The 26,600-nt window shown below is 65.5% G+C and carries 27 protein-coding genes; 10 read left to right on the top strand and 17 right to left on the bottom strand.

The features are described from left to right. Position 1 precedes the first annotated feature (1 nt). On the bottom strand, positions 2-739 hold the full coding sequence (locus AB0313_RS05775) for a hypothetical protein (RefSeq protein ID WP_366304198.1): 738 nt from the start codon (positions 737-739) through the stop codon (positions 2-4). A 221-nt stretch (positions 740-960) separates the two neighbouring features. Here AB0313_RS05775 and AB0313_RS05770 point away from each other — a divergent pair, with 221 nt between their 5' ends. Further along, on the top strand, positions 961-2,124 hold the full coding sequence (locus AB0313_RS05770; RefSeq protein ID WP_366304196.1) for a hypothetical protein: 1,164 nt from the start codon (positions 961-963) through the stop codon (positions 2,122-2,124). A 34-nt stretch (positions 2,125-2,158) separates the two neighbouring features. Here the strand turns inward: AB0313_RS05770 and AB0313_RS05765 are convergent, their stop codons facing one another. Both AB0313_RS05765 and AB0313_RS05760 read right to left on the bottom strand, forming a co-directional pair. Next, complete coding sequence (locus AB0313_RS05765; protein ID WP_366304194.1) at positions 2,159-3,097, bottom strand: undecaprenyl-diphosphate phosphatase; 939 nt, start codon at positions 3,095-3,097, stop codon at positions 2,159-2,161. A 9-nt stretch (positions 3,098-3,106) separates the two neighbouring features. Beyond that, positions 3,107-3,679 carry a phosphatase PAP2 family protein gene (locus AB0313_RS05760; RefSeq protein ID WP_366304192.1) on the bottom strand — a complete coding sequence of 191 codons (573 nt, stop codon included), beginning with the start codon at positions 3,677-3,679 and terminating at the stop codon, positions 3,107-3,109. A 117-nt stretch (positions 3,680-3,796) separates the two neighbouring features. Between AB0313_RS05760 and AB0313_RS05755 the strand changes: the two genes are divergently transcribed. Further along, a complete protein-coding gene (locus AB0313_RS05755; protein WP_366304190.1) occupies positions 3,797-4,294 on the top strand; it encodes a DUF2127 domain-containing protein in 498 nt (165 codons plus the stop codon). Here the strand turns inward: AB0313_RS05755 and AB0313_RS05750 are convergent. Further along, the gene (locus AB0313_RS05750; RefSeq protein WP_366304269.1) at positions 4,205-5,560 is read right to left on the bottom strand and encodes an FtsW/RodA/SpoVE family cell cycle protein; all 1,356 of its coding nucleotides are present in this window, start codon (positions 5,558-5,560) and stop codon (positions 4,205-4,207) included. The genes AB0313_RS05755 and AB0313_RS05750 overlap by 90 nt on opposite strands. A 324-nt stretch (positions 5,561-5,884) precedes the next feature. Here AB0313_RS05750 and ftsW point away from each other — a divergent pair, with 324 nt between their 5' ends. Further along, entirely contained in the window at positions 5,885-7,141 is a 1,257-nt protein-coding gene (ftsW, locus tag AB0313_RS05745; protein WP_366304188.1) for a putative lipid II flippase FtsW, read from the top strand. An 18-nt stretch (positions 7,142-7,159) separates the two neighbouring features. Here ftsW and AB0313_RS05740 read toward each other — a convergent pair whose 3' ends face one another. The 6 genes from AB0313_RS05740 to AB0313_RS05715 form a co-directional block, all read right to left on the bottom strand. Further along, a complete protein-coding gene (locus AB0313_RS05740; protein ID WP_366304186.1) occupies positions 7,160-7,525 on the bottom strand; it encodes a Sec-independent protein translocase TatB in 366 nt (121 codons plus the stop codon). Between the two features lie 63 nt (positions 7,526-7,588). Further along, positions 7,589-8,062 carry a cupredoxin domain-containing protein gene (locus tag AB0313_RS05735; protein ID WP_366304184.1) on the bottom strand — a complete coding sequence of 158 codons (474 nt, stop codon included), beginning with the start codon at positions 8,060-8,062 and terminating at the stop codon, positions 7,589-7,591. A 61-nt stretch (positions 8,063-8,123) separates the two neighbouring features. After that, on the bottom strand, positions 8,124-8,852 hold the full coding sequence (locus AB0313_RS05730) for a class F sortase (protein ID WP_366304182.1): 729 nt from the start codon (positions 8,850-8,852) through the stop codon (positions 8,124-8,126). 46 nt (positions 8,853-8,898) lie between these two features. After that, positions 8,899-9,651: a hypothetical protein gene (locus tag AB0313_RS05725; RefSeq protein ID WP_141940419.1), complete on the bottom strand. Its 753-nt coding sequence runs from the start codon at positions 9,649-9,651 to the stop codon at positions 8,899-8,901. Between the two features lie 133 nt (positions 9,652-9,784). Then, entirely contained in the window at positions 9,785-10,435 is a 651-nt protein-coding gene (locus AB0313_RS05720) for a hypothetical protein (RefSeq protein ID WP_366304180.1), read from the bottom strand. Between the two features lie 19 nt (positions 10,436-10,454). After that, positions 10,455-11,636 carry a sodium:calcium antiporter gene (locus tag AB0313_RS05715; RefSeq protein WP_366304178.1) on the bottom strand — a complete coding sequence of 394 codons (1,182 nt, stop codon included), beginning with the start codon at positions 11,634-11,636 and terminating at the stop codon, positions 10,455-10,457. Between the two features lie 166 nt (positions 11,637-11,802). On the opposite strand from AB0313_RS05715, the gene AB0313_RS05710 reads away from it, so the two are divergent. Next, positions 11,803-12,315, top strand: a complete 513-nt coding sequence (locus tag AB0313_RS05710) for a hemerythrin domain-containing protein (RefSeq protein WP_366304176.1) — start codon at positions 11,803-11,805, stop codon at positions 12,313-12,315. Positions 12,316-12,351: 36 nt separating this feature from the next. Here AB0313_RS05710 and AB0313_RS05705 read toward each other — a convergent pair whose 3' ends face one another. Continuing rightward, positions 12,352-13,035 (bottom strand): VTT domain-containing protein, encoded by a 684-nt coding sequence (locus AB0313_RS05705; protein WP_366304174.1) that lies wholly within the window; start codon positions 13,033-13,035, stop codon positions 12,352-12,354. Positions 13,036-13,163: 128 nt separating this feature from the next. Here AB0313_RS05705 and AB0313_RS05700 point away from each other — a divergent pair, with 128 nt between their 5' ends. Continuing rightward, positions 13,164-13,772, top strand: a complete 609-nt coding sequence (locus AB0313_RS05700; protein WP_366304172.1) for a hypothetical protein — start codon at positions 13,164-13,166, stop codon at positions 13,770-13,772. Positions 13,773-13,949: 177 nt separating this feature from the next. Beyond that, complete coding sequence (locus AB0313_RS05695; protein ID WP_366304170.1) at positions 13,950-16,178, top strand: transglycosylase domain-containing protein; 2,229 nt, start codon at positions 13,950-13,952, stop codon at positions 16,176-16,178. Positions 16,179-16,226: 48 nt separating this feature from the next. Here the strand turns inward: AB0313_RS05695 and AB0313_RS05690 are convergent, their stop codons facing one another. From AB0313_RS05690 to AB0313_RS05680, 3 genes are all read right to left on the bottom strand, one after another. Beyond that, complete coding sequence (locus AB0313_RS05690; protein WP_366304168.1) at positions 16,227-17,141, bottom strand: DMT family transporter; 915 nt, start codon at positions 17,139-17,141, stop codon at positions 16,227-16,229. A gap of 58 nt (positions 17,142-17,199) precedes the next feature. Continuing rightward, positions 17,200-18,093 (bottom strand): prolipoprotein diacylglyceryl transferase, encoded by an 894-nt coding sequence (gene lgt / locus AB0313_RS05685; RefSeq protein WP_366304167.1) that lies wholly within the window; start codon positions 18,091-18,093, stop codon positions 17,200-17,202. Positions 18,094-18,202: 109 nt separating this feature from the next. Next, positions 18,203-18,739, bottom strand: a complete 537-nt coding sequence (locus tag AB0313_RS05680; RefSeq protein ID WP_222116058.1) for a MarR family transcriptional regulator — start codon at positions 18,737-18,739, stop codon at positions 18,203-18,205. A 41-nt stretch (positions 18,740-18,780) separates the two neighbouring features. On the opposite strand from AB0313_RS05680, the gene AB0313_RS05675 reads away from it, so the two are divergent. Continuing rightward, positions 18,781-20,277, top strand: a complete 1,497-nt coding sequence (locus tag AB0313_RS05675; protein ID WP_366304166.1) for a DHA2 family efflux MFS transporter permease subunit — start codon at positions 18,781-18,783, stop codon at positions 20,275-20,277. A gap of 28 nt (positions 20,278-20,305) precedes the next feature. Here the strand turns inward: AB0313_RS05675 and AB0313_RS05670 are convergent, their stop codons facing one another. Next, positions 20,306-20,767, bottom strand: coding sequence for an Lrp/AsnC family transcriptional regulator (locus tag AB0313_RS05670; protein WP_141946154.1), 462 nt, complete (start codon positions 20,765-20,767; stop codon positions 20,306-20,308). Between the two features lie 160 nt (positions 20,768-20,927). Here AB0313_RS05670 and AB0313_RS05665 point away from each other — a divergent pair, with 160 nt between their 5' ends. Genes AB0313_RS05665 through AB0313_RS05655 form a run of 3 tightly spaced genes read left to right on the top strand, consistent with a single transcriptional unit; the run spans position 20,928 to position 24,852 of the window. Continuing rightward, positions 20,928-22,154, top strand: coding sequence for a thiamine pyrophosphate-dependent dehydrogenase E1 component subunit alpha (locus tag AB0313_RS05665; protein WP_366304165.1), 1,227 nt, complete (start codon positions 20,928-20,930; stop codon positions 22,152-22,154). After that, a complete protein-coding gene (locus tag AB0313_RS05660) occupies positions 22,151-23,275 on the top strand; it encodes a transketolase C-terminal domain-containing protein (protein WP_366304164.1) in 1,125 nt (374 codons plus the stop codon). The genes AB0313_RS05665 and AB0313_RS05660 overlap by 4 nt, the downstream gene beginning before the upstream one ends. 2 nt (positions 23,276-23,277) lie before the next feature. Further along, a complete protein-coding gene (locus AB0313_RS05655; RefSeq protein WP_366304163.1) occupies positions 23,278-24,852 on the top strand; it encodes a dihydrolipoamide acetyltransferase family protein in 1,575 nt (524 codons plus the stop codon). Between the two features lie 177 nt (positions 24,853-25,029). On the opposite strand, the gene AB0313_RS05650 is transcribed toward AB0313_RS05655, so the two are convergent. Both AB0313_RS05650 and AB0313_RS05645 read right to left on the bottom strand, forming a co-directional pair. Next, positions 25,030-26,112, bottom strand: a complete 1,083-nt coding sequence (locus AB0313_RS05650) for a DUF5808 domain-containing protein (RefSeq protein ID WP_366304161.1) — start codon at positions 26,110-26,112, stop codon at positions 25,030-25,032. Continuing rightward, on the bottom strand, positions 26,109-26,501 hold the full coding sequence (locus AB0313_RS05645) for a GntR family transcriptional regulator (protein ID WP_141940431.1): 393 nt from the start codon (positions 26,499-26,501) through the stop codon (positions 26,109-26,111). The genes AB0313_RS05650 and AB0313_RS05645 overlap by 4 nt, the downstream gene beginning before the upstream one ends. Positions 26,502-26,600 lie beyond the last annotated feature (99 nt).

The following is a 26,600-nucleotide window of genomic DNA, read 5'->3' as shown; positions in this document are numbered from 1 at the left end:
GCTACGTGGCGGGCGTTGCAGCCTTCTTTTGCAGCGCCTCGGCCATCTTCTGCACCTTGGCACCGTAGCCGCCGTTCAGCGCGGTGTCCTTGATCTTGTTCGCCTGGGCATCCAGGTCAGCCGGGGCGGCGTTCTTCAGGGCCGTCAGGTCCGACTGGAGGTTTGCGGGCAGCTTGGCGAACACCTTCGGGTGGCTGATGAGCTGGTCGGCCACCTGCTGGAGCCCTGCCCCCGGGTTACCCGAGTTGAAAGCGGTGCGCAGTTCCTGGCGCAGGCCTGCCATGCTGGTGGCGGCCTTCTCCACGGCATCCGCGCGCTTCTGGATCTCCGCGCCGTAACCGCCGGACAGCGCGGTGGTCTTGATCTTGTACGCGTCCTTCACCCTGCCCGCCGGAGCGGCATCCTTGAGGGTGGTCACGTCCGCCTGGAGGGCAGCAGGGAGCTTGGCGAACACCTGCGGGTGGTTGACCAGGGCTGCGGCTGCCTTCGCCGCGCGGTCCCCGGCAGCCTGCGGGCTGTTCGCCGTCAGGCTGAGGAAGGCCTGCAGGCCGCCGAAGCCCTTCGCCGTGTGGGCCCTCGTGGTGGCGGTGGGGGAGGGCGAGGTTGCCGAGGCGGGTGTCGCGTTCGATGATGCAGACGCTGCGCCGACGCCGGCAACGGCCATGGCACCGGCAGCCAGGACAGCTGCCGCACCGACGCCGATGCGGGTTTTCATTGACGGAATTGATGGCTTCACCACGGTGTGTCCTTCCAAAGATCCCGTGCCTCCATACCTGACCGCATGGACCGGCACGGGTTCACTGTAGAAGCTCAGGCTGGGGAAAAGCTGGATGCCGGCCCTGCCGGGGGCTGTAAGTTTTCGTTGCGCCCGGCTGTCCATAAGGTGGGAGGGGGCTTGTAGTGTTGTCGCCGCCCGGAGGGCCGGTAGCTGGACTGTTTTCGTGATCGGTGAGGTGCGGCGTGGCTGGAGTTTCTGTCTGGTTGGGTTTTTCGGCGGGCGTGCTCCTGCTCATCTGGACCTGGATAAGCGTGATCGGCACGCTCATTGTGCCGCGCCAGCACAAGGACAGGCTGTCCGCTTCCGCGGCCTGGATGGCCAAGGCGATCTTTGCAGTGGCGCGGCGCCCCATCAGGACCTACTGGCGGCTGGACCGGCTCCTTGCCTGGCAGGCACCCATGTCCCTGTTCATCAGGCTCGGCCTGTGGATGATCCTGTTCTACCTGTCCTTCGCCCTCATGCTCCTGCCGTTCGTCCAGGACGATCCGCACCGGGCGTTCAGCGAGGCTGGTTCCGCGCTGTTCACCCTTGGCTACGCCCCGCCGGACGAGCTGGGAAACACGTTGCTGGTCTACTCGGCAGCCTTTACCGGTTTGGTGGTCATAGCCCTCCAGATCGGTTACCTGCCCACCCTGTACGCCGCCTTCAACCGCCGCGAATCCGAAGTGACGCTGCTGGTGTCCCGGGCCGGGGCGCCGGCATGGGGGCCAGAGCTCCTCATGCGGACCAGGTTCGGCCTCTCCACCGTGGACAGCACTGCCGAACTTGGCACCCTCTACGCCACCTGGGAACAGTGGGCTGCGGAAGTCGCCGAGTCCCACAGCACATACCTGACGCTGTGCACTTTGCGCTCACCCTTGCCGGAGTCCAACTGGCTTACCGCGCTGCTCAGCGTCATGGACAGTGCGGCCCTGCAGCTCTCACTCAGCCCCGGCACGGCTCCCACCCTGCGGGCACGGCTGCTGCTCAGGATGGGTTTCTCCTGCCTGAACCAGATTGGGCACGCACTCTCCATGCCCGTAGTGGAGGACGTGGACCCGGACGGGGAGACGGAACTGACGTTCGCCGAGTTCAACACGGCCGTTGAGATGCTCAAGTCCGTGGGTTATCCCGTGGAGCACACGGCGGAACAGGCATGGCCGCACTTCCGCGGATGGCGCCTTAACTACGAGGCGGTGGCCTATCGGCTTGCCTACGCCATCGATGCGCCTCCGGCCTTGTGGAGCGGGCCGCGGCGACTGGCCGCACCCCAAATCCCGCCGAAGCGGCCGGCGAATCGGGTGGCCACAGAAGCCAAGCCCGAGGATCCCCAGCTTGATATCCGCGGCCCCGGCCAGGTCCCGTAGACCGCGGCGCGGCGCTGCCCTGGGCTTCCTGCACTTACCCCTGTCCCATCACCAGCATGGCCACGAAGTAGATGGCACCGCCGACGACGCAATAGATGGCGAAAGGCTTCAGGGTCTTGGTCTCGAAGAACCTGAGCAGGAATTTGGTGGCGAACCAGGCGGCGACCGCGGAGCAAAGCGCTCCGACGAGGAAGACGCCCCGCTGATCGGCCATAGCGGGGCTGAGCAGCTCGGGGAGCTTGAGGACCGCTGCTGCGCCAATCACCGGGGTGGCCAGCAGGAAGCTGAACCGGGCGGCGTTCTCGTTGTTCAGCCCGGACAAAAGGCCTCCCACCATGGAGGAGCCGGACCTGGAGATGCCTGGCACGAGGGCCGCCGCCTGCGCCGCGCCGATGCCCAGGGCCTGTTTCCAGGAGAGCGCTGTTGCAATCCCGGCGTCGGAGTGCGAAGCGTCCGCTGCCGGTTCCTGTGGTTCCCGTACGCCGTGCGGCCTGGTCTGGGCGGTGGCGGAAAGAGCCTCGACCCGTTGCCGCTCCCGGCTCCGAAGCCGCTCGGCCGTGAACAGGACAAGGCCGTTCAGGATCAGGAAGCCGGCTGCGGTCAGTGGCGAGGCGAACAGTGAACGGATCGGTTTTTCCAGGGCGAGGCCGAGGATTCCGGCCGGGATCGTACCGACGACGAGGAGCCAGCCGAGTTTGGCGTACGTGTCCGTTGGGCTGATCTTCCTGGCGCGCACAGACCGGGCCAGGCCCTTGAAGATCTCAATCCAGTCCTTAAGGAAGAAGATGAACAAGACAATGGCTGTGGCCAGGTGGGTGGCAATGAGGAACGTCAGGAAGGCGCCGGAGTTCTGGTCGAGATTCCACCCGAACACCTTGGGGAGAATAACGCTGTGGCCCAAGCTCGAGATGGGAAAAAGCTCGGTAAGCCCCTGGAGAAAGCCCAGGACGGCAGCCTGGATCATATTTAGCATGGACCGAGCCTATATACGCCGGGTGTCAGGAAGAGAAATGGAGGGCGAATTCCAGATGGGCCAATTCCGGCTCACCAGGGCTGATCCGATTCCGACGGCGGTCCCCAGGATGACATCAGAGGGCCAGTGCGCCCCGATATGGACCCGCGAATAGGCCACCCCGGCGGCGACGGGAATGACGGCGGCGCCCAAAGCCGGGCTGACCATGGTCACGCCGCCGGCAAAGGCTGCCGCAGCCGCTGAATGGCCCGAGGGCAAAGACGATCCCCTGTATTCGGGCGCCCAGGACAGAAACCCGGGCAGCTGCTGCGGCCGCGTCCTGAAGGGAAGGACAAGCTTGAGGGATCCGTTTGCGGCCGACGCCACCGCGAGCGCCACCAGCCCACGCATGGCGGCCTTCCGCGAAACCCCGCCGCGCAAGGCCATGGCACCTGCCACTGCCAGCCACAGCGGGCTCTTGTTGGCGCTGATGGAAAGCCCATGCAGTCCGGCGTCAACGGCGGCGCCCGAGCGGCGGTTGACGCCCTTGACGATCGTTGTGTCCAATGGCTCGGCACTGTCATTGTGTTCGCTCGGATGCATCACCGGATCTTACGCAGGCGGCCTGAGCACAGGCACTGAAAAAGCTGGGAACATGCCTCATCACTGCTTGGCCCGCCGTTGCCGACATAGACTGCAGGGATTGTCGAAGGGAAGCCCATGGAAAAAACGCGGCCGGGAACCGGCGCTCTGGACAGGACCTTCCGGGTCTCCCTTATCCTCAAGGGGCTGGACGGAGTCCTGGAACTGATCGGCGGCCTCCTTCTCCTGCTGGTCACGCCAGAGCAGATCGGAGCCCTGGCGAGGTTCCTTACCCAGCACGAACTCGCCCAGGATCCGCACGACGTCGTTGCCAACAGCCTGCTGCACCTGACCGCCAACCTCTCAGGGTCGGCGTCGTTGTTCGGCGCTGTCTACCTGCTTCTGCACGGCGCGGTGAAGATCGTCCTGGTCTGGGCTGTCCTGAAGGAAAAGCTCTGGGCCTATCCGTGGATGATTGCCTTCCTGCTCGTTTTCATCGCGTACCAGGCCTACAGGATTTCAGTGGCCTTCTCATGGGGCATGGTGCTACTCACCGCGTTTGACATCTTCATCGTGTGGATTACGTGGCACGAGTACCGGCTCAGGCGCGGGCAGAGCCGCGTGTCCGTGGGCTGACCCGGTTCCCTGTGGCCCCGGTTCCCGGGCCGAATGGCTGATGCCCAGCAGCAGCGCCACGATGACCCAGTTGGCCAGCAGGGAGGACCCGCCGGCCGAGAGGAAGGGAGTGGTCAGACCCGTGAGCGGGATCAGGCGGGTCACCCCGGCAATAATGATGAAGCACTGCAGCGCCATGGCGAATGACAGTCCGCAGGCCAGCAGCTTTCCGAACGCGTCCTTTGTTCCCAGCGCTGCGCGGAACCCGCGGGTGAACAGCAACAGGTAGAGCAGCACGATAGCGAAAAGTCCGATCACGCCCAGCCCTTCACCCAGTGATGCCACGATCATGTCGCTGTTGGCAAACGGCACAAGGTCCGGCCTGCCCAGGCCCAGTCCCTCACCTACCAGGCCGCCCGAGGCCATGCCGAACAGGCCTTGGACTACCTGGGAACTTCCCCCGGGGAAGCGCCCGTACACGGCAGGATCAAACGCGTTCTGCCAGGCATCGATGCGCAGCGCGACGTGCGGGAAGATCTTCGCAGCTCCGTACATGCCGGCGGCCATCAGGACAAGGCCGAGCCCGAGCCAGGTGACGCGGCTGGTGGCGACGTAGATCATGACCATGAACAGTCCGAAGAACAGGATGGACATGCCCAGATCGTGCTGGAAGACCAGCAGACCCACGGCGGCGGCCCAGGCGGTCACCATCGGCCCCAGATCCTTCACCCGGGGGAACTGCAGGGGCCCGATCTTCCGGCCGGCGAGCAGAATCAAGTCCCGGTGGGTGGACAGGTAGCCGGCGAAGAACACCGCCAGCGTGATCTTCGCGATTTCGCCGGGCTGGAATGTCATGGGACCAAGCCGGATCCAGACGCTGGCACCGTTGATGTCGCCGGCGGAAATCCCGGGCACGAGCGGCAGGACCAGCAGGAGGACGCTCACGGCCAGCGCGATGAAGGTGTACCGGCCCAGCTTCCGGTGGTCCCGCAGGAACCACACCACGAGGGCCGCGACCAGCATCGAAAGCCCTGTCCACCTGAGCTGGTTCGTGCCGGCGTCGCTTCCGGCTGCCTGGTCAAGGCTTTGGATGGCGGCGATACCCACCCCGTTCAAAGCCACCACGATGGGGAGGATCAGCGGGTCCGCGTATTTGGCGCGCAGCCGCAGAATTGTGTGGATTCCGGCCGCGAGGACGGCCTGGATGCCAACCTGGACCCAGAAGTCCTGCCCCAGCGGCTGATGCCTGTCCAGGGAAACTGTTGCGCTGGCCCCCGCACCGATCATCAAGGCAAGCACCAGGAGCAGTGCCTCTACGTCCCGGCTACGGGCTGCGTTCCCAGACTGGCCACCGCTCAATGCTTGCTCTCTTCTCATAGATCCCGGGGTGGTTCTGGCCTTGCACGGCACACGGGAACCAATTGTTCACTTCACGCCCGCAGTCTGGGAAAAAGCGTGGAATAACCGAAAAAAGACCTGTGAATTGCACGCCCGCGGTGCGTCACGCCTCCGTTTCCCGGGCCGCCGGCCGTAGTGTGACTGGCGGTCGGAGTACGTTCCGCGCTCAGGGCCCCAGGGGAAAGCCGGAATCCACGCTTGAGGAATGACACCATGCCCGTTGGACAAAAGCACCTCCGCCCCGTCAGGAACGTCAGGGGACGGCTGGGGAAACTGGCAGTCTGGTTTGAGGATGACTCCCCGGGACGGTTGCGGCCCCTGATCCTGGCCTCCGTCCTTAGTTTGTCGGCCATCGGCCTCGTGGAGGTGGCATCGGCGTCGTCTGTTGAATCCGTGGCGGCCGGAAACAATCCCTATGACCTGCCGCTGAGGCAGGGCGTGTGGACCATAGCGGGCGTAGCGATCATGCTGGTGCTGGCCCGGCTGCCGGTGGACCGTATCCGGAAGCTTGGATGGCCGCTGCTCATCGGAGCGATCCTCGCCCTGATACTCGTGTTCACCCCGCTGGGCATGACCGTTAACGGCAACCGGAACTGGATAGGAGTGGGAGGCTTCAGCGCCCAGCCCTCCGAATTCGCCAAACTCGCGCTGATCGTGTGGGCGGCCGGAATTCTGGACCGGAAGCAGGCCCTGCTCGGGCAGTGGAAGCACGCGGTGATCCCGCTGCTGCCCGCAGGCGCCGTGATCATGGCGGTGGTGGCCCTGGGCCACGACCTGGGAACCACCCTCATCATCATGATGATCCTTGCCGCCACCATGTTCTTCGGCGGGGTCCGGATGAAGGTCTTTTCCGTGGCGGCACTGATATGCGCGGTGGCCGCCGTGCTGCTGGCAGCCAGCAGCGGCAACCGCATGGGCCGGATCTTCAGCTGGTTGGGCGCAGGCTCCGGTGACGACACCCAGGGCGTGGGGTACCAGGCCACAAACGGACTCTACGCCTTGGCATCCGGTCGATGGTTCGGCGTCGGGCTGGGCCAGAGCCGCCAGAAATGGAACTGGATACCGGAAGCGCACAACGACTTCATCTTCACCATCCTTGGGGAGGAGCTGGGCCTTGCCGGCACCCTGCTGGTCCTGGCCCTGTTCGCCGTCCTGGCCGTCGCCGTCGTTAAGACAATTGCGGGCAGCAGGGACACCTTTTCCCGGATCGTGGCCTGCAGCATCATCGCCTGGATTATCGGCCAGGCAGTCCTGAACATGTCCATGGTCACTGGCCTGCTGCCCGTGATCGGTGTTCCCCTGCCCTTCATCTCCTACGGTGGTTCAGCGATGGTTTCCTCCCTCGCAGGAATCGGCGTGATCCTGGCCGTCACCCGCCCACCCGCAGCACCGCCGTCGTTATCCGGACCCCAGGCCAAGCGGTTCCGCCTGCTCCCGCCCAAACGAAACTCGTCCCGGACCAAGGGGTGAGGTCCTGAGGGGGGCAGATTATGTAGCTTCCGAGTCGAAGGGTGCCTGCCCGGGCAAAGGGTTGCGCGGCGGGGACGAAACCTCGGTGGCGGCGGGTTTGTCTGCGGTGGTGCCCGGGTGGAGGCCGGCAGGGCTGTCCAGGATTGCGTCGCGGAGGATCCGGCGCGGATCGTACTGGCGCGGGTCGAGCTTTTTCCAGTCGATGTCGTCGAAGTCAGGGCCGAGTTCATCGCGGAGCTGTTCCTGGGCGCCAGCGGCCATGCGGCGCACTTCCCTGACCAGGTGGCCGAACTTGGCAGCGTATTCCGGCAGTTTGTCGGGCCCCAGCACCAAGGCGCCGATGATGAGGAGGACGAATAGCTTTTCGGCGTCGATACCGAACACCACAGTATTTTACCGCCGCTGTTGTCACAGTAGTGCGGGGTAAAGTGCGCCGCACTGCCTGGCTCACGTGACGGCCAGGGTTCCGTGCATGTTGGAGTGGTAGGTGCAGTGGTACGGGTAGGTGCCAGCCTTGGCCGGGGCGCGGAACGTGGCGCTGCTCCCGGGTTTGACGACGACGTTGAAGGAACCGTCGTCAGCGGTCACAGTGTGGGCTTCGTTGTCCATGTTCATGACCGTCACTGTCGCCCCGGCAGGGACGCCGTCCGGGACGGTGTAAGCGAACGACTTGATATGGATCGTCAGGCCAGCGCTCATTCCGGGCGACGCCGATGATCCTCCCATCGTGGTTCCCATGGACGATTCCATGGGTGAACCTGGCATGCCCTCCATGGATGCGGACGGGGACGCCATCGACGCCGGAGAATCTGATGATGGGCTGGACCCACTGCCGGTGGTCCCGCAGGCCGCGGCTCCGATGAGGGTGGCCGCACCGATCAGGGCAATGGCCAGGCGTTGCGGAGTCTTTATCGTCTTCATGGTGTTCCCTTTCAGGGAGCGGACGCGGCCTCTGGGCAAAACGAGGGCGGAGGTGCCGGTTTTAGGCGGGGTGGCTGGAGGTGAGGTGGGCGTAGACAACGGTATTGTCCAGGTACTCCCGGCTGGCCGGATCATAGCCGCCGCAGGTGATCAGGCGGACCTCCGGGCGGTCCGCGTTCTGATAGACCTCCACCGTGGGAAACGCTGATTTGTGGTAGATGTCCACCCTGTCCACGGTGAACACGGCGGCGGTGTGGTCCGCACGGGTGACGGTGATGTTCTGGCCGGCGGTGAGCTCGTGGAGCCGATAGAACAGGCCAATATCGCTGGTGGTGCTGTTGACGTGGCCCAGGATCACCGCAGACCCCGTCTGGCCAGGGGTGGGCGAGTCCTGGTACCAGCCGGCGGGGGACCCGGGTTCCCCGGACGGGGTCTGCACTTCGCCGTTGGCTTGCTTCCCCAGGGGAGTCAGGGCCGCGTCCACGCCGATGGCGGGAACTTCCACCCGTACCGGCACGGAGGCGGGCAGCGCGGCGTCCGGAGCGGGAGGAACGGCCGCGGACGGCCGGAGAGGCGATGCAGTGACCGGGTCGGTTGAGGGAGGTGGGGCAGAACTGGTGAGCGCGCCTGATGCAGCCACCGCCGGTGCGTTCAAGGCGGCGGCTCCAGCAGCGCCGGGAGGTTCGGCATGGAGGCCGAGACCGATGGTGGTGATGCCGCCGGCCAGGAGCAGCGCAGCCGCCGCGGACGCGATGGTGCGTCCGCGGCGGCTGCTGTTTTCAGATCCCATCAGATCCCATCAGATCCCTGCTTGTCCCGTGGCCCTTGACCAGGCGTTAGGCTGCCATCTTGCGGCGGAGGGCGTAGGCACCGCCGGCTGCCAGGACCAGGCCACCGCCGGCAGCGAGCAGGCCCAGGTCAGGTCCTGCCGGGGCAGGGGTGGTGATGCCGGTGCCGGGCGCTCCAGCGGGCATGGCCTTCAGGCTTCCGCACAGCGCCGGTGATGTGGCGGCCAGGGGCAGGGACGGCACCAGGTCGCTGGGCTCCTTCTGGGCCGCCGCGGGCAGGGTGGCGGGGTCCAGGCCATGGACAACTACGACGGCGGTCCCGGCCTTGAGCGAATCAGCGGTCTTCGCGTCCAGGGTGAAGGTCCGGTTGTAGGTGTAGGAGGCGCCCGAGGGTGCGACTTTCAGATCGGTGCCGGCCGCGGGGCTGGTGTCCCCGCTGGTGGAGAGGGTGGCGCCGATGCCGCCGTAAAACGGGGCACCTTCGGTGGTGCTGATCACGCCGTCTTTGCTGGTGTCGGCGGACATGTCCGGGCAGGTGCCCTGGGCGCCGATGTGGATGTGCTGGACGTGGGGGTACGGGCTGCCGTTGAACATGGCAGCGAGCCCGGAGACCTTCTCTGTGACGGTGGCTTGGTCGCCGTTGACGGTGATCATGACGGATCCGGAGGCGTTGCTGCCGTTGATCGCGGCGAGGTTGGCCTGGTACATCGTGTTGCTGTCAGCGGCGAGTGCGGGACTGGTGGAGAGTGCGAGGGCGCCCAAGGCAAGGGCCGGGGCGATCAGGAAAGCGGATTTCTTCATGGCATTTTCCTCCGTTGGAAATGGGCGCTCCCCTGATGGGCACGTCCATGATGGTGACACTTAGGGTTCGTTGTGCTCCACATCACGGATGGGCGGGGTGGACGGAAAACTGTTTCCCACGGGCCGTGCCCTCCTATTCGGACCAGCAGGCCAGCACGGCTGTGGCTATCTGGTAAGCCAAAGCATCCCGGGACACGTCATGGGGGCCCAGCGCGCCGGGAAGAGCGGCCGCGTCGACGGTAAGGACGAAGTTGTCTTTTACGAAGACCGCGGAAGCAGGTGTTTGAAACGCCGGAAAGCCCAGGTTTGCCATCCCTTCAATGGGAACCGCCCCGACGGTTTTTTGTTGCAGCCCCTCGAAATAGGCATGGGCAGCCTGCGGATCGGAGGCTTCCTTGACGCTGAGTACCAGCGGGCCTGCGGGCAGGCCATAGGTGCAGGTGTAGAGCCTGTCCGTCCAGGAATTTGTCGTGTCCGGATCGGAAGGGAGGGACAGGATCCGGACGATGTTCGCCCGCGTCTCGTCCCCGCACACCATCGTCGCGGCCGCCGAGGGGCCTTCCGGCACAGCAGCGGCGGTTTGCCCAGCCGGTCGTGGTGCAGAGACGCCGGCGCCGGCAGAGGCATCCGGCGAAGCGGACGTACCCGCCCCAGGGCTCCGGGATACCGGCTCTTCACCGGCAGCCGCGGCGCAACCGGACAGGACCAGCATGAGGGACGCGGCAAGGACGCACATCCGCACGCGGGGTCGGTGGATCTCCTGCGGCCTGCTTTGTGAACCCATGGCTACGCCTTCCCGACACTTATTGGCATGACGTTCCCGTCCCTACCGAGTGTTCGTAGCCGGGGCCAATACGGACCGGTGGGGCGGAATCCGATTCGAGCGAGCCACGGGGTGCGGCCGAACGTGCCTTCGTGGATTCAGGACATCGTGGCCACTGCGAACAGCCCGGCGACGCCGACGAGGTAGAGGACCAGGACCACCAGGGAGTCCACCCCATGCCGAGGCGCTTCTTCTTCGGGCGGAAGAGGAGGCCCAGGAGGTAGGCCAGGGTCAACAGGATCGCCAGGGCGGTGAGGTAGATGTCGGTGGCCTGCGCCTGGGGCAGCACCGGCTTGCCGGTGATGAGTACGGCTACCAGGAACAGGACGGGAAGGAAGGCGTTGCCGCCGAAGATGTCGCTGAAGGCCAGTTTGTAGTCGCCCTGTTTCACGGAGGCCAGGCCGGTGGAAATTTCGGGCAGGGACGTGGCCAGGGCCAGGAAGGTCGCCCCGCAGAGGACCCCGGATAAGCCGATATGCCCCGCGATCGCGTCCCCGCTGCGCTCCAGTACGACGCCGGCGGCCAAGGTTGCCAGGGCCGCGAGGGCGAAGATCAGGGCTGCCTTCCCCGTGCTGGTGTGGCGGTTCTGTTGGCTGGACTTCTTTTTGGAATGGCCCTGGGGCTTGTCCTGGCCTCCAGGTGCGTCCCCTTGCTGGTGCCAGGGAAGGCCCTTCTGTGAACGTTGGACGAGGATCAGTCCGAGCACCCAGATGCCGGCGATCAGCACTGCGGCGGGAGTCAGGCGCAAGGCCACAAGCGAGCCCGGCATTTGGCTGCCGGCGATCACCACGCCCAGGACTGCGATGACAATGACGGCTTCGATGACCAGGGTCAGGGACGCGGCCTTGTAGCTGAGGGGATCGGTCCCCCTGGTTCCGAACAGGTCAAGGATGACCAGTACGACGGTTTGGATGGCGATACCACCCAGGATGTTCCCCACCGCCACGCCGATGTTGTTGGATAACGCCGCGCTGACCGTAATGGCGATCTCCGGCAGATTGGTGGCGACGGCAAGCAGGATGAGGCCGCCCAGCGCCGAACCCAGGTGCAGTCTGTCATCAAGAACGTCCGTCTGTTTGGAGAGTTGAATTCCGGCCACCCAGATCACCGCCGCGCCAGCCGCGAAAATCAGGACCAGAACTGCCACGGGCAGAGTCTCCATGCCTTCCCCTCCTGGGTTTTTGTCGTCTTCCAAGAGAACCCCTACCCAGTAACGGGGGTGGAACCCTGAATCCAAGCTGGGAATCGTGGCCTGGCAGTTGCGGGGTGGTGAATGGCTGCATCGAGGGTAAGGGTTAAGGGATACCTCCCCTGCTGAAAGGACCACCATGGACATTGTTGAAGTGATTTTGAGCGACCACCACGAGCAGCGGCGCCGGTTCGCCTTGCTTGATGAGATGCACGGCAGCGACCCGTCCAGCCTGGAAGCTGTGTGGAAGCAACTCCGTATCCTGCTGGAAGTCCACGCCAAGGCAGAAGAAGAGCTCTTCTATCCGGAGTTGATGGAACTGGGGAAGGGCGCAGGCGGGAAGGATTCCGCCGCGGACGAAACCACTGACGCGATCCATGACCACAACGAAATCCGGGACGCCATCAGCGAGGTGGACGGGCACCCGGCGGGTTCCCCCGAGTGGTGGGCGGGGATAGCGAAGCTCAACGAAGCCAACGGCGACCACATGGCGGAGGAGGAACGCGAAGGCCTGACCGACTTTCGGCAGCACGCGGCCCTTGAGCTGCGGCATCGCCTTGGCCTGTCATTCAGCATTTTTGAGTCCCGGCATGCCGCGGGGATTGAACCGGAGGATGTCAGCCCGGAAGCGTACGTCCGCGAGCACGAGTAGGGCCAGGGCCTGCCACACCGATGCCGCCAATCAGGCCTACTGGCTCCGTTTCTGCCGCCGGCTCTTCAGCAGTTCAACGCCAACCGGGACGAATGAAACCACGACGATCACTACAAAGATCAGGTCGATATTGGCCCCGATCCAGGCGTATCGGCCCAACCAGAAACCGAGGAGCGTAACGCCTGCGCCCCAGAGCAGGGCGCCCAGGGCGTTGTAGGCAAGGAAGGCGCCGTAACGCATTCTTCCCACGCCTGCGGTGACGGGAAGAAAGGTCCGCACTATTGGAACGAAGCGGGCCAGGACCACGGACCTGCGACCGTACTTGAGGAAGAAGTTGTGCGCCTTGTCCGCGTATTCGCCGCGCAGAAACCTGGAACCGGGCCTGTTGAAGACCGCCGGCCCTGCTTTCCTGCCGATGAGGTACCCGGTTTGGTCCCCGCCGAGCGCGGCAAGAAACGCGGCGCCGGCGAGGACGCCGACGGGGACCTGAATGATTCCCGTTGCCGCCAGGAGTCCCGACGTGAACAACAGGGAGTCCCCGGGGAGGAAGAACCCCACCAGAAGGCCTGTCTCCACGAAAAGGAATGCGCACACGATCAAGACGAGCCAGGGGGCCAGGGCCGGATCACGCAGGAACTCGTTTGGATCCATCCAGGCAGGCAGCAGGCCCGTCACCGGACGGACGGAAGAGGCCGTGGCGGCCAGGGGGAGAAGGCTCATGGGCCCAAGTTATGCCACCAACGTTAACGCTGGCTTGCGGGTGCCCGTCCGTCCTCGTGTCCCAGGTGCCGTGCCGGCATGCCCGCCCATCACCCGAAGCTTCGCAAAATTACTAATCATGCTTACTGGTGCCTGCTGAGGAGGCATCGCCTGGTACCGCCCGTGGTGGCAGGACCCCTTCTGCTGCCGCTCCGTCCTGGGTGTTCCCGTTTGATAGGCCGGCCGCCCCGGCCGCCGACGGAAACCAGGCGCTCGCCGTCAATACCACCGACGGCTCGGTGAAGTACAGCGTTGCCTTCGCGCTGGTGTGGGCAGACGACGGCGGGCCTGTCACCACCAACAATGAGGCTTACGCATTCGCCAGCTGTTCGGGCTGCGCGGCCAGCCAATTGGTACTGACCCTCAACGGGCCGCTGGACGGGGACAGCAAGCAGCAACTCGAGGCCCTGTGGGCGCAAATCGCCGAATACGGGCGGAATATCCAGAACGTTCCGCTCTCTGACATCCAGTCGACCCTTAACGGTACAAGGAACAGATCGCGGCCATGTTCAGGATGGGCCGTCCGCTCCCGCGGAGGCACCCGCTCCGGCAGCGACTTACATGGGCACTGCCCCGGCGGCCGGGAACATGGAAGGGGGCAACCGACGTCGTCTGTTGACGACGCCACGCCGGCACCTACATCAGGTACCGGGACGGGGGAGACCCTGGCGGCGACGCCGTCGTCCAGCGCAGGTTAAGCAGGATGACCTGCCGGTACCCGTCGCCGGGGAGCCTTACCGGGGCCTATCAGGTTCGAAGAGTAGGGTGAAGGCACGGTTGCCGGCATGGACGCAGGTGTGCGACGCCCGTGACGGGGACCTGTCCGGGGAAAGGCAACCGTTGCAGTAATACGACGTCGGGAACCGGAGATACACATGTCCAAGGGAGCCTCTTCCACATCCACGCCGAACGCGCACCGGGGCCGGAACCTGTTCCGTGCCACCGGCATAACGCTGGGCTGGTTCCTGGGCTTCATTGGCGTGAGCGCACTGTGCGGCGCCCTGGTGGCCGGGTTGATGGTTCCGGCCGCAGCCCTGGCGGAGACGGCGGTTACGGGCAGCACTGCAGCGCTGTCCACCAACCTCCCCAAGGATGTGTTCGCGGCGCCGCCGGCCCAGATGACGCGCGTGCTTGCAGCGGACGGGTCCCAGATTGCCACTCTTTTCAGTGAGAACAGGACCCGGATAACGCTGGATCAGATGTCCCCCAACATCAAGAATGCGATCGTGGCAATCGAGGACTACCGCTTCTACCAGCACGGCGGTATTGACCCTGCGGGCATCCTGCGGGCCGCGATGATTGACGCCGCCGGCGGCCACCAGGGGGCTTCCACGCTGACCCAGCAGTATGTGACCAACATGCTCAACGAGAACCTGATTGCCCAGGGCAAGGACGCCCAGGTAGTGCTCAACGGGCAGAAGAGCATGAACAAAAAAATCCAGGAGATGAAGCTCGCCATCGGCCTGGAGGAGCAGTACTCGAAGGACCAGATCCTTGCCGGATACCTGAACGTCGTTGGTTTCAACGCCAACGCATACGGGATCCAGGCGGCGAGCCAGTACTTCTTCTCCGTGGATGCCAAGGACCTCACCTTGCCCCAGGCCGCGCTGTTGGCCGGCCTGGTGAACGGCCCCTCGCTCTACGATCCGACAGTGCACCCGGAAGCGTCCAAATCCCGGCGGGACCTGGTGCTGGACGCAATGCTGGAACACGGCTACATCGACCAGCGGCAGCACGACGACGCCGTGAACACCCCCATTCAGCTCAAACTCAATCCCCCGAAACAGGGTTGTGCCTACGCTTCCCAGGCGCAGTACTTCTGCGACTACGTCCTGCACCAGATCGAGAATGACCCGTCCTACGGGGCCACCCAGGACGAGCGGGACCAGAAGATCATGGCCGGCGGCCTGACCATCAAGACCACGCTGGACCCGCGCCTGGAGGGGCCGGCCCAGACCCAGGTGGACGCCACGACGGGCGCGAACCCGGACAAGTGGGGCACCTCGCTGGTAACCATTGAACCGGGCACCGGGAAAGTCCTGGCCATGGCGCAGAACTCCCGGAAGCTGCCCGGCGAAGGCACCGGTTTTGTGTCCGACTACAACTTCAACGTGGACAGCGCTGACGCGGCCGGCAACAGCCTGGGCGGTGTGGGCGGCATGCAGCCCGGCTCGACGATGAAACCCGTCACCCTCGCCGCCTGGCTTGGCGAGGGGAAGTCAACCAACCAGGTTGTCGATGCTTCCCGCCGCCGTTATGGCATCAACTATCCGTGGAAGACCACCTGCCATCCCGTCCAGGGCTGGTTCGACAGCACCGTGCCGCAATCGGCGGACCTGCAAAACGATGAGCCCAACTGGTACCGGCCCATGACGGTCCGTGAAGGCATCTACCAATCCATCAATACGGCCACGTTCGCCTCCCTCGCCGGGCTCAATGATGTCTGCGACGTCCAACGCGCCGCAGATGCCATCGGCCTGCACCTGGGCAGCGGTAAAGACGAAAAGATCGACCTCTCAACCCTGGGAAATATCCTGGGCAGCCAAAACGTGGCCCCTCTGACCATGGCCAACGCATTCGCGACGTTCGCGGCCAACGGCACCTACTGCGCCCCCATGTCCATCACTGAAGTTGATGACGCCCAGGGAAACAAGATCGGCGGCCAAACATCGTCCTGCCAGGCCGGCGCCCTGAAACCGGATGTGGCCAAGGCGGTCACCAACGTGCTCCAGGACGTCCTCACGAAAGGCTCCGGCCTGTTGATCCCGCAGAAACTCGGGGTGCCGGATGCCGCCAAGACCGGTACCAACGAATGGAACAACCAGACCTGGGTGGTGGGCTACACCAAGGGCCTGGCCACGGCGTCCTTCTTCGGGGACCCCTTTAACGGTGGACCGGGCCGGTTGGGACGGAACGTCACCATCAACGGCAAGTTCTACCCGGCCGTCGATGGAGCCTTCATTGCGGGCCCGCAGTGGGCCCAGTACATGCAGGCGGCCGTGGGCCTCTACGACCATGGCAACTTCGACGCACCGCCGCAGAACCTCATCAGTGGCCCGTCAGACCAGCGCGGGAAGACTGCTTCACCGAGCGCAGGCCGCTGAACGCCGGCCTGGAGCCTGCCAGGCTGACGGACGGAAGAGAAGCCGGCGCTATGGTTTCACTCCCGGCCTCGCCGGCTTCCGGACCCCCGCGAGCAGGAAGACCCCGGCGATGGCGGTTGCACCGGACAGGAGGAACAGGACAATCGCAAGCGGAGGCGCCGTGTCCGCCTCGCCGAGGATGGTGACACCGATCGCCACGGCAACCAGGGGGTCGATGACGGTGAGTCCGGCGACCACCAGTTCGGGCGTTCCCCGGCTGTGGGCGTTCTGGACCAGGAAGCTCCCTGCGAGGCCGGCAACGACCAGGCCGGCGACGCATGTCAGGGACAGCCACTCGAAATCGCCCTGGAACAGCCGGCCGATCACGGTTTTGGCCAGGGCCGCGACGAATCCGAACAGGACCCCGGCGCCGGCGGTGAAGACCACCGCGCCCGCCCGGTGGCGCCACAACACAAAGGCGACGGCCACGCAGGCAAGGACCGCGGCCAAAACGATGAGGATGGTGACCAGGTGCCGGTCGCTGATCTCCACGTCCTGTGCTGACAGCGCCGCTACCGCAACGAACACCCCCACGCCGCCCATGCACAACCCGACGGCGGTGAGGGACCGGCGGCCGGGGGACCTGCGGGTTATCCGCGCCGTGGCCAGCGTGGTGACCACCAGGGCCACCGCACCGATGGGCTGGACCACGATCAACGGGGAGAACCGGAGGCTGGTGAGCTGGAGGAGGATGGCGCCGCCCAGCATCGCTGTCCCGGCAAGCCACTTTGGATTTCGAACGAGGGCCTGGAGGCGTCCTCCGCCCATGCTTCCGACAGCACGCCCGGAAGCGGCAGGCTGGTCTTCCACGGCCCGGTGCTGGAACAACGTTCCAAGCGCAAGCAGGATGGCGCCGGCCACCGCGATAGGGATCCCAAGCCAGTGGTAGGACGTTAGGGCGGACACCGACGCTGCCTGGATCATGATCAGACCTTACCCAAGCCTGCGGGATCACGTCGGTATCCCGGGGACCGCTGTAAGTCTAGGAAAGTTCGTTCTGGGAAACTTTTCCTGACGCCGGAATGGGCCCTGGATCCACGGCCGTCGATCGTCTGCGCCGGAACAACAGGGCAAAGGCGGCAGCGCCGGCCAGGAATATCAGTCCTGCCACCCAGGTGTTTACCCGCAGGCCCAGAATCACGTTGGCGTAGTCGGACCTCATCAATTCAAAGGCGAAGCGTCCCGCCGTGTAGCCGGCAACGTAGAGTGCGAACACGCTGCCCGCACCCAGAACGAAGCGCCGGTCCAGATACAGCAGGACGGCTCCGACCGCTACGCACCAGATCGATTCGTAAAGGAACGTTGGCTGAAAATAGCCGATGACCACGGGAGCTCCCGAAGGGCCCAGAACGGCGGAACCGGAAGCGGGATCCATCTGATGGATCTGAAGCTTCCAGGGAAGGGTGGTGGGATCCCCGTACAGTTCGTTGTTGAACCAGTTTCCCCACCGGCCCAGGGCCTGGGCGAAGACCAGGCCCGGCGCCGCGGCGTCCATGAACGCCACCAAAGAGACGTGCTTCCGGCGACAGCCAACCCAGGCGCCGACGATACCCAACGCCACGGCACCCCAAATCCCCAGTCCACCGTCCCAGATTGCAAAGGCGTTCCACGGATTCCTGCCTGGCTGGAAGTACAGCTCGGGGTCGGTGATGACGTGGTAGGCGCGCCCCCCGATGATCCCGGCCGGGACCGCCCACACACAGATGTCCAGGACCTGTTCGGCCTGGCCGCCCCTCGCGTGCCAGCGCCGGGACGTCAGCCAGACAGCAAAGATGATGCCGGCCATGATGCAGAGCGCATAGAAATGGATGGTCAGCGGGCCGATGTGAAAAGCGCTAACCGTCGGGGAGGGGATGAATGGGCCGTTGTCGGTCATGGGGTCCTGTTCTGGAGGTCTGCTGCGGTCGCTCTTTTCGGGGCCGGTTCGTCCCGTACGACGAGGAGGCCGGGCCGATACTGGGGCGCCGGCGACGCAGTACCGTACATCATGGTGTCTGGTTTTGCTGGCTGTGGTTCTGGCCTTGGAGTTCGTCCTCCAATTCCAGCAGTGCGGCGAGGGCTGCAAGGGCAGGGATGGCGTCTTCTATCGCCTGCTGTTCTGCTGGAGTGAGTTGCCGCAGTGCCTGGCCCAGCCTTCGGTGGTTGGCTGCCTGCCACCCCGAGAGGACTTCCGCTCCGGCGCTGGTGAGTTTGAGGGTCACGGCCCGGCGGTCTCCGGGCCTGGGGGTACGGGTGACCAGCCCTGAAGTCACCATTTGTTGGATGAGGCTGCTCACGGTGTTGGTGGCCAGCCTTTGACGCTCCGCCAGGTCGCGGACTCCGATGCCCGGCTCATCGGCCAGCCGCTGAAGGACCTCCACCTGTGCCATGGGCAAAGACTCCCATGGGAAATCCTGCCGGACGCTCGAGCGCAGGACCCGGCGAAGGCGCGTTATCACTCCCGTCAGCGACCATGCATCCGCGCCGGAAGGGTCATGCGCAGGTGCCGCAGCGGGGGAAGAGGGGACACGCATCGTGTTCATACCGTGAGCTTATCCTTTTAGTTCCCACGTAGAATAGTTCTGTGACAGAACAAGATGCCCGCCAGGGAGTCCCCTTAGCCCCCGATTCAGCCGTCGGCTGGGGGAAACTGTTGCGGGAACCGGCCCGGCCGGACTGGGTCCGAAGGCGGCCGGGGGCTGCCTGGCTGGTGGTTGCCACCGTGTGCATTGGTGCTTTCATGGGCCAGTTGGACGCCAGCATCGTGACATTGGCGGTCCCAAGCATCAGAACCGAAATGAACGCTTCGCTCGCGCAGGTGGAATGGGTTGCCCTGATCTACCTGCTGGTGCTGGTGGGCAGCATCTCGGCCGTCGGCCGCCTGGCAGACATGGTGGGGCGGAAACTGCTCTACACCTACGGTTTCGCTTTGTTTACCCTCGCTTCCCTGGGCTGCGCGCTGGCGCCGGACATAACCTGGCTCCTGGTGGCCAGGGGGGTTCAGGCGGTAGGGGCGAGCATGCTCCAGGCGAACAGCGTCGCGCTGATCCGGACCAGCATGCCCGCCGGGAAGCTCGGCAAGGCCATCGGGCTTCAAGGGGCCGCGCAGGCGGTTGGCCTGGCCATGGGCCCTTCCGTGGGCGGCATCCTCATTGGCCTGGGCGGCTGGCGGTGGGTCTTCTTCGTCAACATTCCCGCAGGCGTGATCGGGGTGGTGCTGGGCTGTTTGCTGCTGCCTCGAACCCGGGTCAAGGCTCCCCTGGTGAGGCTGGACTGGCCAGGGCTGGTGGCCCTGATGCCGGCTGTTGGTGCCCTCCTTCTGGCATTGTCCGAGGCATCCCGGTCCGGTTTCGGTAACCCTCCTGTTCTGGGCCTGCTGGCATCATCAGCTGTTCTGTTCGTCGTGTTTGTCCTGCTCGAACGCCGGGCGCGGCATCCCTTGGTGGATCTCTCACTGTTCCGCACCGGGACCTTCAGCCGGGGCATCGCGACCGGCCTGCTGAGTTATCTCGTGCTCTTCGGGGTTCTGTTCGTCACGCCCCTGCACCTGGAGTCCGAGTATTCCCTGCCACCCGCCCAAGCAGGTTTGCTGCTGACGGTGCTTCCAGTGGCACTTGGACTCGTGGCTCCTGCTGCGGGTTTTGTCGCGGACCGGTCCGGAGCCCGGCTGCCCACCTCGGCCGGTATGGGGCTGGCCGCGGCCGCCCTGGCCATCCTGGTTTGGCCTTCGTCGAGTCTGTGGATTACTGCGGCCGGCTTGGCTGCCCTGGGCCTGGGATTGGGCCTTTTCACGCCGGCAAACAATGCTGCGGTGGCAGCCGCCGGACACGATCACCAGGCGGGCATGGTCAGCGGCGTGATGAACATGACCCGGGGAGTGGGAACCTCTCTCGGCGTGGCATTGGGGGCAGCAGCATATTCGCTCGCCCCTGCCCTTGCAGACAGTGCAGGGGTGCCAGGTGGGTCCGGTCTCGGTTTCCAGATGGCCGCCGCACTCCTGGCGGTCCTTGCTGCCGTGGCGGCAGCCCTGTCATTACTCGGACGGCCCTCCGTGCCGGCCTCGGCACGCCTCAGGAAGTAAGGGGGCCGGCCAGCGGCGGAGCCGCTTCCTACCGCGTATCCACGTCCTCGAATACCAGGAACGTCTGCGTATCCAGCACGCCCGGCATGGTCTGCAGCTGGTCGAAGATGACCCGGCGCAGGTCGATGTTGTCCACGGCGCGGACCAGCAGGATGACGTCGAAGTCCCCGCCCACCAGGGCGATGTGGTGCACCTCGGGAATGGCTCCCAGCTGGTCCCGCAGTTCACGCCAGGAATCCTGCTTCAGCTTCAGCGTCACGTACGCGGAGGACTTCAGCCCTGCCTTGATGGGATCCACCAGCGCGGTAAACCGGGTCAGCACCCCATCAGAAGTCAGCCGGGAAATCCGGGAGTAGGCGTGCGCACGCGAGATGTGCACGTTCTCGGCCACCTGTGTCACGGACATCCGGCCGTCCCGGGTCAGCTCCGAAATAATGCGGCGGTCAATCTCATCCAGCGGAACCTCGGCAGCAGCATCCTTGCCCGGCATTTTGTCCACGACTCCCGTCGGTAATCCACGTCACAGTTACAAATCGTCTTCCATAGTAGGGACTTCGGAGCAGCTTCTCCATGATTCGCCCAGGTACTGGATACGAAACCTCCGCCAGGACAATACTGGGAGGGAATAGTGGCTACCGAAGGACGGACCAATGACGATCTCCGCAGACCACACCGTGCCGGACACCACCAGCACCGCAGCGCCAGGAAACGCGCTCACGGAAGCTGTGAAGAAGTTCGGCATCACGGTGGAGGACTACATGCTCCCCGCCCGGCACCAGATCCAGATGGTGGACCCGGACGGCCGGCTCATCCCCGAAGGTGAGCAGGGCACCCAGCCGGGCCACGAATACCCCGTACCCGGCGACAAGGAACTGCTGGCAGCGTACGAGCAGCTCGTCGTCGGCCGCCGCGTCAACGACCAGAACTCCGCCCTGGTCCGGCAGGGCCGCATGGCCGTGTACCCGTCCAGCCACGGCCAGGAAGCCTGCCAGGTGGCCGCGGCCCTCTGCCTCTCCGAGGGTGACTGGATGTTCCCCACCTACCGCGACGCCGTCGCTGTGATGACGCGCGGCGTTGACCCCGTCCAGGTGATGACCATCTTCCGCGGCGACTGGCACAGCGGCTATGACCCCCTCAAATACAAGGTGGGCATCCAGTGCACGCCGCTGACCACCCAGCTGCTGCACGCCGTCGGCGTCGCCCACGCCGCCAAGTTGCGCGGCGAGGACACCGTGGTGCTGGCCATGTGCGGTGACGGCGCCACCAGCGAAGGTGACTTCCACGAGGCGCTCAACTTCGCCGCCGTCTTCCACCTGCCGGTGATCTTCTTCGTCCAGAACAACAAGTACGCCATCTCGGTGCCGCTGGCGCACCAGTCCGTGGCGCCGTCGCTCGCGCACAAGGCCGTGGGCTACGGCATGGCGGGCGAACGCGTGGACGGCAACGACGTCGTGGCGCTCCTCGCCGTCCTGGACCGCGCCGTGAAGCTGGCCCGCGAAGGCTCCGGACCGCTGCTGGTGGAGGCCAACACCTACCGCATGCAGGCCCACACCAACGCCGACGACGACACCCGCTACCGGGAAAGCGCCGAGGTTGCGGAGTGGCGGGCCAAGGACCCCGTCAACCGTATGCGCACCTACCTCACGGGGAGGGGGCTTTTGGACGACGACGGCGAGGCCCGGATCCGCGACCACGCCGAGGCGGTTGCCGCGCAGCTGCGCGAGGGCCTGGGCGAGGACGTGCCCGTGGACCCGCAGGAACTCTTCCGCCACGTCTTCGCTGCGCAGACGCCCCAGCTGAAGGAACAGTCGGCCATGCTCGCCGACGAGATGGCCCGCGACGCCGCAGCAACCGATTCGAAGGAGGGCGGCAAGTGAGCCCCACCATCACCACATCGTCCGAGGCCAACGGCAACGTGTCCGTCGCCACCGCCCGCGCGGCAGCTTCAGCCGCCGCGTCCGCCGAAGCAGCCGGACCGCAGCCGGTCACCATGGCCAAGGCACTGAACACCGCACTCGCCGACGCCATGTCCGCCGATTCCTCCGTCCTGGTGTTCGGCGAGGACGTGGGCATGCTGGGCGGCGTCTTCCGCATCACCGACGGACTCACCGCCATGTTCGGGGAGCAGCGCTGCTTTGACACCCCGCTGGCCGAATCCGGCATCGTGGGCATGGCCGTGGGCATGGCGATCAACGGGATGCGCCCGGTGATCGAGATGCAGTTCGACGCCTTCGCGTACCCCGCATTCGAGCAGATCGTCAGCCACGTGGCCAAGATGCACAACCGCACCAAGGGCGCCGTGAAGCTGCCCCTGGTGATCCGCATTCCGTACGGCGGCGGCATCGGGGGAGTGGAGCACCACTGCGACTCCTCCGAGTCCTACTACGCCCACACCGCCGGCCTGAAGGTCTACACCCCGGCCACCGTTGCAGACGGTTACCGGATGCTCCGCGAGGCCATCGACTCCGACGATCCGGTGGTCTTTATGGAGCCCAAAAAGATGTACTGGACCAAGGACTCCGTGGACCTTTCGGAGCTCCGGCGCCTCCACGAGGACTCCCGTGCGGAAGGCACGACGGCGGGACTCGGCACTGAGGGCCGTGCCGCCGTCGCGCGTCCGGGCACGGACGCGACGCTGATTGCGTACGGTCCGTCCGTCCCCACCGCGTTGGCCGCCGCCGAGGCGGCAGCTTTGGAGGGGCGTTCGCTCGAAGTAATCGACGTGCGGACCATCGTGCCGTTCGATGACGCCACCGTGTGCGAATCGGTGCGCAAGACTGGCCGCGCCGTGGTGATCGCCGAGGCCCACGGCTTCGCGTCCGTGTCCTCCGAGATCGTGGCCCGGGTGCAGGAGCGCTGCTTCCACTACCTGGCCGCCCCCATCCGGCGCGTGACCGGGTTCGACGTCCCCTACCCCGCACCCAAACTCGAGAAGTACTACCTGCCCGGCGTGGACCGCATCCTCGACGCCGTTGACGACCTTCAGTGGGAGAACTGACCATGAGCGAACCACGTGTGTTTTTGCTGCCGGACCTCGGCGAAGGCCTCACCGAAGCCGAGCTGGTGTCCTGGCACGTTGCCGTCGGTGACGAGATTTCCGTCGATCAGCCGATCGCGGAGGTTGAGACCGCCAAATCCGCCGTTGAGGTGCCGTCCCCTTACGCCGGGATCGTGGCCGAGCTGCACGGCCAGCCGGGCGAGACCATCGACGTGGGGAAGCCGCTGATCTCGGTGACGCCCTTTGGTTTCGCTCCCGTGGGTGCCGCGGATGATGCCGCCCCCGCCCCTTCGCCGGACAGCAGTCGTCCTGCGGACGATGCTGCCGGCTCAGGAAGCGGCCCCGGACTTCCCAATGCTCGCAAGCTCGCATCGGGTCCCTCGTCCGGTTCCTTAGAAGCCACTCCCGCGGCGGCATCATCCGCGGCGACCGAGGCGGAGACCTACCGCGAAGAGGAGAAGGCCGGATCCGGGAATGTGTTGATCGGGTACGGAACTCCGGGCGGCCATGGCCAGGCCCGGCGTACCCGTGCACGGAAGTCTTCCGTAGCTGTGGACGAGCGGACTGAATCCGCTTCCGCCGAGCTGTCCAAGGAGGATGAGCTCGCACTGCTCCGCACCCGCGTACCCGGGAAGTTGGGGGCTGTGATCTCGCCGCTGGTCCGGCGCATGGCCCGGGAGCACGGCGTGGACCTGGGCGACATCTCCGGCTCCGGCGACAGCGGACTGATCATGCGCCGCGACGTGGAGGCGGCGATGAAGACGGCGGCGCCGGCGGCAGCACCGGAAGCCGCGCCTGAAGCCGAGCCTGTTGAAGCGCCGTCGGGTCCTGTTGAGCCCGTCGAAACCAAGGGCACCGACCCCCGCACCGGCCTTGGCGTTGCCGCCCGCACTCCGGTCCGCGGGGTCCGGAAGGCTGTGGCCACCAACATGGTCCGCAGCCGTTCCGAGATCCCAGAAGCCACCGTGTGGGTGGATGTGGATGCCACCGCGCTGATGGAGCTGCGCGAGGGGCTGAAGGCGGGCGGCGCGGAGGTCCCCGGCCTGCTCGCGTTCATTGCGCGGTTCGTCACGGCAGGCCTGAAGAAGTACCCGGAGCTGAACACACGCATCGAGACGGCGGAGGACGGGACTCAGGAGATCGTGTCGTTCGACGGGATCAATCTGGGCTTCGCCGCCCAGACCGACCGGGGCCTGGTGGTCCCGTCCGTGCGTGGTGCCGAGAGGCTCAGCGCCAGGGAGCTGGATGCGGAGATCCGCCGGCTCACCCAGGTGGCCCGCGATGGCAAGGCGACTCCTGCTGAGCTGGGCAGAGGCACGTTCACGCTGAACAACTACGGCGTGTTCGGCGTCGACGGCTCAGCGGCGATCATCAACCACCCGGAGGTGGGCATCCTCGGTGTGGGGCGGATCATCGACAAACCATGGGTGGTTAATGGTGAACTGGCTGTCCGGAAGGTCACCGAGCTAACTCTGACGTTTGACCACCGGGTCTGCGACGGCGGCACGGCCGGCGGCTTCCTCCGCTTCGTCGCCGACGCCATCGAAGCCCCGATGTCGCTCCTGGCAGACATCTAGCCTCGCTCCTGTCGACGCGCAGAACTGTCCCCGACGCGCAAACAGGCCGGCGCACCCCATATGCGGGCAGCGCCGGCCTTTTTGCGCCTCGAAACTTCGTTTGGGTATCCCCCGGGGGTAGCCCGCCACACGAATGGCGGACGTGCGACGGCGGACGCCTGCCGCCGTCGTACGTGCTCATCCTTCAAAGCGGAGCGTGACCACCAAGCCGATCAGCGCGACTATTCCGGCCAGCAGCATCGCTGCCCGTGGGTTACCGAAGTTCAAAGTCCACCCGATGCCGAATCTGCGGGGGACCAGCAGCGCCGGGTCTTCCCGGTTGATGTAGATCACGCCGCCGCGCCAGTACCTGTCATCATCGCGGTGGGTAAGCCCCGTGTCCTCCCCGTTTCCGCCGCGGTCCCTGTTGTTCCTGGCCAGGACCGCGACTGCTGCCGCCACGGAGGCCAGGACGGGGACCACGATCACCAGCGGCGCCCACCGGGTAACAGTCCCGGTCCACATCAACAGCGACGACCCCATCAAGCCCAGATCGATCATGGCGACCAGTCCAAGCAGCGCCTTGGCACTTAGCGTCATGTAGTGCCGGCCCCAGCGCGAGGATCCCACCGGGCGGGCCGGGTCCAGATCGGGTCTGCTGCGGACGATCGCCGCCGCAATCCCTGCCAGCAGCGCTGTGAGGCCGAGCTGCAGGAAGACCAGCGAAAAAGCCGAGCCGACTGACTTCACTTCCAGCCTGTTGGGCAGACCGTTGGCGCCATAGTGCACTGCGAGGGTTTGGGGCATGGAGGGGTACATCACGACGCCGATGACCGCCGTCGCAGCCGTGATGACCGCCGCCGGCGCCACCCAGCGCCAGGGGAACCGCGGAGGACTGGTTCGCAGCTCCGTGTCCACCGCGATGCCCTGGTGCAGCCCCTCGAACCAACCACCGGCACGCTTCGCTGCCCGGATCTCCTGATGCGCCAGGAAGAAGCAGCCGTACCAGGTACCAACCAGCACCAGCACCGACAACGGCAGCAGCAATGGCTGCCCGGTTACCGCCACGCTGCCCACACCGGCTGCGGCAATGACACCACCGCACAGCAGGACCCGCCGCCGGTAAATGCGCGTTTGCCTGGTAACCACCTGGTTGGCAGCGTATTGTGCCGGGACGCGGACCCCGAAGGGAATGGTGTCACTGGTCACCGATGGCAGCACCAGGGCCAGCAGCAGTACCAGTCCCAGCAGCACGAAACCCAGAATGACGGAAACAATCATCGCGTGTCCTCCTGCTTTGCGGGACCAAAGGAAGTGAGCAGTGTTTGGCAGGTCCTGAGCACCTCGTCGGGAGGTATTCCACGGGCCACGGCCTCGGCCAGGAGGGTCCGGGCCCTGGCGGTCCAGTCGGAGGGGAGGACCTGGTCCGTGGCAGCCGCGGTCACCACCGCCCCGGTCCCGCGGCTAAGGCGGATCAGCCCTTCCTGCCGAAGGAGGTCGTAGGCCTTGTTGACCGTATGGAAGTTGACGCCGAAATCAGCGGCGAGCGTGCGGGTGGGCGGCAGCGGGCTGCCTTCCGTCAGTGCGCCGTGCGCGATCGCTTCCACGACCTGGTCCCGGATCTGCTGATAGATCGGTACGTCGGCGCTCAGGTCCACGTTGAGGATCAACGCACCTCCAACCCTTCCCTTTGTTCTATTAGTTATAGAACAAAGTTGTGGCCGCCGCCAGGGGTCTGAACATAGGGGAAAGACGGGAGGCCGGGGTGG

Origin of the sequence: Pseudarthrobacter sp. NPDC080039, from assembly GCF_040702335.1 — a bacterium.
GTDB classification, from domain to species: Bacteria; Actinomycetota; Actinomycetes; order Actinomycetales; family Micrococcaceae; genus Arthrobacter; species Arthrobacter enclensis_A.
The sequence above is the reverse complement of the archived record's forward strand: the minus strand, read 5'-3'. Positions and strand labels throughout refer to the sequence as shown.